The sequence below is a fragment of the Paenibacillus zanthoxyli JH29 genome (assembly GCF_000520715.1).
In the GTDB taxonomy this organism is placed as follows: Bacteria; Bacillota; Bacilli; order Paenibacillales; family Paenibacillaceae; genus Paenibacillus_AQ; species Paenibacillus_AQ zanthoxyli.
The window spans coordinates 1-6,665 of sequence record NZ_ASSD01000477.1 but is presented as its reverse complement, the minus strand read 5'-3'; the positions used below and the strand labels follow the sequence as shown (position 1 = coordinate 6,665).

Genomic DNA, 6,665 nt, shown 5'->3' with positions numbered 1-6,665 from the left:
CGCTGCTCTCAAGCTCCCGCCGGATCAGCGGCTCGTTCACGATGTTGCCGTTCGTGGCAATCGCAAGATCGCCGTCCCGGTATTTAAAGACGAGCGGCTGAGCGTTCGTCAGCCGACTGTCGCCGCTGGTGGAATAACGCACATGCCCGATGGACATGTCGCCAACAAGCGACTCAATTTTATCCTTGTCAAATACTTCCTTGACCAGACCCATACCGCGATGGTAATTGAAGTCCCGGCCGTTCGCCACGCAGATCCCCGCGCTTTCCTCGCCGCGATGCTGAAGCGCGTGAAGGCCATAATAAGACATGGAAGCGGCTTCCGGGTGTCCGAAGACCCCGAAAACGCCGCATTCTTCTTTTAATGTATCAAATATATCTCCCGAGCCCGTTCCTTCGTTGTAAAAGTCGCCGGTCCACAGGAGGGGTTCCGCCTGCTTCTTCCCGGTCTTTATTTCATAAGACATGGAATAGCATCCTCCCAAATGGTTGTAAGTTCTGCTACAGGTTCATCCAGCGCGGAAGAACCGTCAAGATTTACCCGCAGACGGTCGCCGCCTACGCTGCCGATGACCTGCACCGGCACGCCCGCAGCAGCGATGTACGCGCGCAGCTCCTCCGCCTTGTCGCTTGAAGCGGTAAGCAGAATGCGCGACTGGCTCTCGCTGAACAGCGCCACGTCGCGGCGGAGGCCATTCGAAGCCAGCTCGACATTTGCGCCGATCCGGCCGCTGATACAGCTCTCGGCCAGCGCAGCCGCCAGACCGCCTTCGGACAGGTCATGCGCCGAGCGGACAAGGCCGCTGCGGATGGCGCCAAGTACGGCGTCAAGCAGCTTGCGCTCTACCGCAAGGTCCAGCTGCGGCGGACGGCCTTCCGTTACGCCGTGCACGGCGTACTGGAACTCGCTGCCGCCAAGCTCCGCACGTGTCTCGCCAAGCAGCAGAATGGCGTCGCCCTCGCTCTTGAACGCTTGCGTTGTAATGTGATCCGTATCTTCCACAAGTCCGACCATGCCGACTACCGGAGTCGGATAGATGGCACCCGTTGCATTCTCGTTGTACAGGCTGACATTGCCGCCGATAACCGGCGTGTCCAGCACACGGCAGGCTTCCGCCATGCCGTCCACGGCGCGCTCCATTTGCCAGAAAATATCCGGCTTCTCCGGGCTGCCGAAGTTCAGGTTGTCCGTAATCGCAAGCGGCTGCCCGCCGGAGCAGACGATGTTCCGCGCCGCTTCGCCGACCGCGATTTTTCCGCCGACTTCAGGATCAAGGTACACGTAGCGGCCGTTGCAGTCCGTCGTCATCGCAAGTCCTTTGCGCGTGCCGTTGATCGTCACGACCGCAGCGTCCGAGCCGGGGCGAACCGCCGTGCTGGTGCGAACCATGTAGTCGTATTGATTGTAGATCCACGATTTGCTTGCCACCGTCGGGGAAGCCAGTACTTTTTTCAGAGCGCCGCCCAGATCGGTCACTTCTTCATAACGAAGCGTATCAACAGATGCGTTCTCCTGATAATAAGCCGGTACGGAAGAAGGCTTGTCGTACACCGGACACTCATCCACAAGCGCCGTTACCGGCATGTCGCCAACCACTTCGCCGTGATGGAACAGCTTCAGCCGGCCATCGTCCGTTACCTTGCCGACTTTGCAGCAAATAACGCCCCAGCGGTCAAAAATCTCCTGCGCCTGCGCCTCATCCTTCGGCTCGACGACGAAGAGCATCCGCTCCTGCGACTCCGACAGCATCATTTCGTAAGGCGTCATGCCTTCCTCGCGCTGCGGCACCTGGTCAAGATACAGCTCCAGGCCATTGCCCGCCTTGCTCGCCATTTCCGAGCTGGAGCAGGTGAGACCCGCTGCGCCCATGTCCTGAATGCCGAGGACGATGCCGGTATCGATCAGCTCAAGGCAGGCTTCCATAACCAGCTTCTCCATGAACGGATCGCCGACCTGCACCGCCGTCTTCTTCGCTTCCGACTCCTCGCTTAGTTCAACCGAAGCGAAGGTCGCGCCGTGAATGCCGTCGCGTCCCGTAGGCGGTCCAACGTAGAACACCGGATTGCCAACGCCTTTGGCGACGCCGCGCTGGATTTTGTCGTGGTCGATCAGGCCAACGCACATCGCGTTGACGAGCGGATTGCCGTCATAGCTGTTGTCAAACATTACTTCGCCGCCAACGGTCGGGATGCCGATACAGTTGCCGTAGCCCGCGATGCCGGACACGACGTGCTCAAACAAATATTTAACCCGGTCGCTTTCGAGCTTGCCGAAACGAAGGGAATTCAGAATGGCTACCGGTCTGGCGCCCATCGAGAAAATGTCACGGATAATTCCGCCCACGCCCGTTGCGGCGCCTTGGTAAGGCTCAACCGCCGAAGGGTGGTTATGGCTTTCAATTTTGAATACGACAGCCTGGTTGTCGCCGATGTCGACAATCCCTGCGCCTTCACCCGGTCCCATCAGGACGAGGGGGCCGCTTACGGGGAAACGGCGAAGCAGCGGCTTCGAATTTTTGTACGCGCAGTGCTCTGACCACATAACGCTGAACACGCCGATTTCGGTGTAGTTCGGAAGGCGTCCCATGAACGAGCAGATCAGCTCGTATTCGCTGTCCGACACACCGAACTGGCTGTAAATTTTCTGGTCTTTGATTTGCTCCGCGGTCGGTTCCTTAGCGGACACTTGCTGTGCCATGGGTATCCCTCCAGGTTTTCAAAATGGAACTGAACATTCGCTTGCCGTCTTCGGAACCGAGCAGGGTATTAACCGCCCGCTCCGGATGCGGCATCATGCCGACGACGTTGCCGCGCTCATTGGAGATGCCCGCAATATCGGCGACAGAGCCGTTGGGATTGTCCGTATAGGTAAATACGATCTGGTTGTTCGCTTTAAGCGAAGCCAGCGTCTCTTCGTCGCAGTAATAGTTGCCTTCGCCGTGGGCGATCGGAATGACGATTTCTTCGCCTTCCGCATAGTCCTTCGTGAACGGCGTTTTATAATTAACGACCTTAAGCGTCGTATCGTGACATCGGAATTTGATCGATTCATTCCGGCGCAGCGCGCCCGGCAGCAGTCCCGCCTCGGTCAGAATCTGGAAGCCGTTGCAGATGCCGAGCACGTACTTGCCCTGCTCAGCCGCCTTGGCTACCTCGTTCATCACGGGAGCGAACTGCGAAATCGCGCCGCAGCGCAAATAGTCGCCGTAAGAAAAGCCGCCCGGAACGATAATGCAATCATAAGCGGACAGGTCGGTCGCCGTATGCCACACATAGTCAACTGGCTCGCCAAGCGTTTCCTGCACCGCTTTGTAGCAGTCGATATCGCAGTTGGAGCCGGGAAAGACAAGGACAGCAAATTTCATGACATTCACGCCTCCAATTCGTATCGGTAATCCTCAATTACCGTATTTGCGAGCAGCTTCTCGCACATTGCCTTAAGCCGTTTTCCGGCCTCTTCACGATCGTTCGTATCCAGAGTCAGTTCAATATACTTGCCGATGCGCAGACTTTCAACTTCCTGAAATCCTACGGAATGAAGCGCCCCTTGTACAGCTACACCCTGGGGATCAAGCACGCTTTTTTTAATGGTGACATATACCGTCGCTTTTAACATACCCTTGTCGTTCCTCCTAAATATTCATGCCGTTAAGCATTTTAATTTATATTAAATTTCTCAATATCCAAATATCCAAAAAATCAGTTCAGTGAATGGCCGGTAATCCGGTGGTAAATATCCAGGTAGCGGCGGCTCGTCTCGGTGACGACCTCCTCCGGAAGCGGGTCAGGGGTACTATTCTTGTCCCAAGAAGAAGTGGCAAGATAAGCCCGCACGGGCTCCTTGTCCATGCTGTCGATTTCAATATCCAGCGCATACTTGTCTTTGGCCCAGAAACGGGAGGCGTCCGGCGTAAAAATCTCGTCGATCAGAATCACCTTGCCGTCCAGAATACCAAATTCGAATTTGCAGTCGGCCAGCATAATGCCGCGCTCCGCGCAGTAATCACGGGCGAAGCCGTACAGCTTCAGGCTTTTTTCTTTAAGCTCGTTCGCCAGCTCCTCGCCGATCAATTCCTGCATTTTAGCAAAAGGAATGTCCTCATCGTGGCCAACGTCGTTCTTGGCAGCAGGGGTGAAGATCGGCTCCGCCAGCTTCGCATTTTTGCGTAGACCCTTAGGCAGCTCAATGCCGTTCACTTTGCCGGTCTCCTGATACTGCCGCCAGCCGCCGCCGGTAATGTATCCGCGCACCACGCATTCCATGTCGATCCGCTGTGCCTTGCGCACAACCATGATGCGGTTTCTCAGCAGCTCCGGGGCCTTGACGATACCGCCGAGACGGTCCACATCGATATGGACGACATGATTCTCCAGCAGTTCCTTCGTCTGCCCGAACCAGAATGCGCTCAGGCGGTTCAGCACATTGCCTTTGTCCGGTACAGCCGGTTCCAACACATAGTCGAACGCGGAAATCCGGTCCGTCACGACGATCAGCATATTTTCTCCCAAATCATACAGCTCGCGCACTTTACCTTTATACAGCAGCGGTGCGTCGATCAGATCCACCGCAGTCGATACGGCAGGGTGTGTCATGGCCTTTCCTCCCTTGCAGAAATGAGTTTAGATCAAGCCCAGCTTGCGGAAAATCGTATCAACATTTTTGAGGTGCCACGATGGGTTGAACGCGTCCGCAATCTCATCCAGGCTAAGAACTGCCGTGATTTCCGGCGTGTTCTCGACAATTTCGCGGAAATGCTGCTGCGTCTCCCAAGCCTGCATAGCACGTGGCTGCACCGTGTCGTAAGCCTGCTCGCGGCTGAAGCCTTTGTCGATCAGCTTCGTCATAACGCGGCCGGAGAACGGAACCCCGTACGTGCGCTCCATGTTGCGCTTCATATTTTCCGGGAACACGGTCAGGTTCTTCACGATGTTGCCGAAGCGGTTCAGCATGTAGTTCAGCAGCATCGTCGCATCCGGGAGAATGACCCGTTCCACCGAGGAATGCGAGATGTCGCGTTCATGCCAGAGCGGTACGTTCTCGTAAGCCGTAACCATGTGTCCGCGAATGACCCGGGACAGGCCGGAAATGTTCTCGCAGCCGATCGGGTTGCGCTTATGCGGCATCGCCGACGAGCCTTTTTGTCCCTTGGCAAAAGCTTCCTCGACCTCGCGCACTTCACTCTTTTGCAGTGCGCGGATTTCGGTCGCGAACTTATCCAGCGAAGTGGCGATCAGCGCCAGCGTCGCCATATACTCGGCATGACGGTCGCGCTGTAGCGTCTGCGTCGAGATCGGTGCGGGGCTAGTGCCCAGCTTGCGGCAGACGAATTCCTCCACGAACGGGTCGATGTTGGCGTAGGTGCCGACCGCGCCGGAGATTTTGCCGAACTGCACGCCGTTTGCGGCATGACGGAACCGCTCCAAATTGCGTTTCATTTCTTCGTACCACAGCGCCATCTTCAGTCCAAATGTCGTCGGCTCGGCGTGTACGCCGTGCGTGCGGCCCATCATCGGCGTATCTTTGTAGGCGATCGCCTTGTCTTTTAAAATTTCAATGAAATTCACGATGTCCTTCTCCAAAATCTCGTTGGCCTGACGCAGCAGATAACCAAGCGCCGTATCAACGACGTCGGTGGAGGTCAGGCCGTAATGCACCCATTTACGCTCCGCCCCAAGGCTCTCCGATACCGCGCGTGTAAACGCGATAACGTCATGGCGCGTCTCCTGCTCGATTTCGTAGATGCGGTCGATGTTAAACTCCGCGTTCTCCCGCAGCTTAACCGTATCCTCTTTCGGGATGACGCCAAGCTCCGCCCACGCCTCACAGGCGCACAGCTCCACTTCGAGCCAGGCTTTGAATTTATTTTCTTCGGTCCAGATGGCACGCATTTCCGGTCTGCTGTAACGTTCGATCATGTGATTTCAGTTCCTCCAAAGGTTAGTTTGCTCCACCCAGGCCAGCGCATCCGCCGTATCTTTGCAGAGCAGATTGATATGGCCCATTTTGCGGCCGGTCTTGCTTTCGGTCTTGCCATATATATGAAGCTTGGGAATGACTCCAAGCCGATTGGCCTCTTCATCATCGCTGGAAAAACGTCCGACTGCGCCTTCCAGATGCTCACCCAGCACATTGACCATAACGGCCGGGGTCAGCAGCTCCGTGTCGCCAAGCGGCAGATTGCATACCGCCCGTACATGCTGCTCGAACTGCGAGGTGGCGCAGGCATCCATCGTGTAATGGCCGGAATTATGCGGCCGGGGCGCCAGTTCGTTGACGAACAGTTCACCGTCCTCCGTTACGAACATCTCCACCGCCAGCAGTCCGACGGCGTCCAGCCCTGCGATCAGCTTCTCCGCCAGCTCGCGGGCTTTGCGTTGGATGGCCTCCGGCACCCGGGCAGGCACGATGGACAGGTGGAGAATGTTGCTCATATGAATATTCTCTGCCGCTGGAAAGCTTTTCACCTCGCCTCGCGGGCTGCGGGCGGCGATGACCGAAATTTCGCACCGGAACGGCACGAATTTCTCCAGCACTAGCGGGGCGTCTTCCGACGCTTCCGGGGAGCCGGCGTCTCCTGCGGACGGCCCGTCTTGCGGCGAAGCGGCCGAGTCAGCCCGCTCCGGCGCGAGCCGCCGGAACGCGTCCTCCAGCTCGTCCTCCCGCCG

General features: G+C 57.0%; 6 protein-coding genes and 1 pseudogene. All 7 read right to left on the bottom strand.

Annotated features, from left to right (window positions below; all coding sequences use genetic code 11):
- Positions 1–466 (bottom strand): annotated as a pseudogene (locus L691_RS0118355) (amidophosphoribosyltransferase); the annotation flags it as partial.
- Positions 451–2,697, bottom strand: a complete 2,247-nt coding sequence (gene purL / locus L691_RS0118350) for a phosphoribosylformylglycinamidine synthase subunit PurL (protein WP_025691865.1) — start codon at positions 2,695–2,697, stop codon at positions 451–453. The pseudogene L691_RS0118355 and the gene purL, both read right to left, overlap by 16 nt.
- The gene (purQ, locus tag L691_RS0118345; RefSeq protein ID WP_025691864.1) at positions 2,675–3,364 is read right to left on the bottom strand and encodes a phosphoribosylformylglycinamidine synthase subunit PurQ; all 690 of its coding nucleotides are present in this window, start codon (positions 3,362–3,364) and stop codon (positions 2,675–2,677) included. The genes purL and purQ overlap by 23 nt, the downstream gene beginning before the upstream one ends.
- A gap of 5 nt (positions 3,365–3,369) precedes the next feature.
- Positions 3,370–3,615 carry a phosphoribosylformylglycinamidine synthase subunit PurS gene (gene purS, locus L691_RS0118340; protein WP_025333142.1) on the bottom strand — a complete coding sequence of 82 codons (246 nt, stop codon included), beginning with the start codon at positions 3,613–3,615 and terminating at the stop codon, positions 3,370–3,372.
- Positions 3,616–3,698: 83 nt separating this feature from the next.
- The gene (locus L691_RS0118335; RefSeq protein ID WP_025691863.1) at positions 3,699–4,592 is read right to left on the bottom strand and encodes a phosphoribosylaminoimidazolesuccinocarboxamide synthase; all 894 of its coding nucleotides are present in this window, start codon (positions 4,590–4,592) and stop codon (positions 3,699–3,701) included.
- Positions 4,593–4,619: 27 nt separating this feature from the next.
- Complete coding sequence (purB, locus tag L691_RS0118330; RefSeq protein WP_025691862.1) at positions 4,620–5,915, bottom strand: adenylosuccinate lyase; 1,296 nt, start codon at positions 5,913–5,915, stop codon at positions 4,620–4,622.
- A 6-nt stretch (positions 5,916–5,921) separates the two neighbouring features.
- Positions 5,922–6,665 (bottom strand): ATP-grasp domain-containing protein (locus tag L691_RS0118325; RefSeq protein ID WP_025691861.1); only part of this gene is annotated, 744 nt, incomplete at its 5' end.

Coding starts and splice junctions, on each gene's coding strand:
- purB (WP_025691862.1), bottom strand. CDS start 5,915: ATGATCGAACGTTACAGCAGACCGGAAATGCGTGCCATCTGGACCGAA.
- L691_RS0118335 (WP_025691863.1), bottom strand. CDS start 4,592: ATGACACACCCTGCCGTATCGACTGCGGTGGATCTGATCGACGCACCG.
- purS (WP_025333142.1), bottom strand. CDS start 3,615: ATGTTAAAAGCGACGGTATATGTCACCATTAAAAAAAGCGTGCTTGAT.
- purQ (WP_025691864.1), bottom strand. CDS start 3,364: ATGAAATTTGCTGTCCTTGTCTTTCCCGGCTCCAACTGCGATATCGAC.
- purL (WP_025691865.1), bottom strand. CDS start 2,697: ATGGCACAGCAAGTGTCCGCTAAGGAACCGACCGCGGAGCAAATCAAA.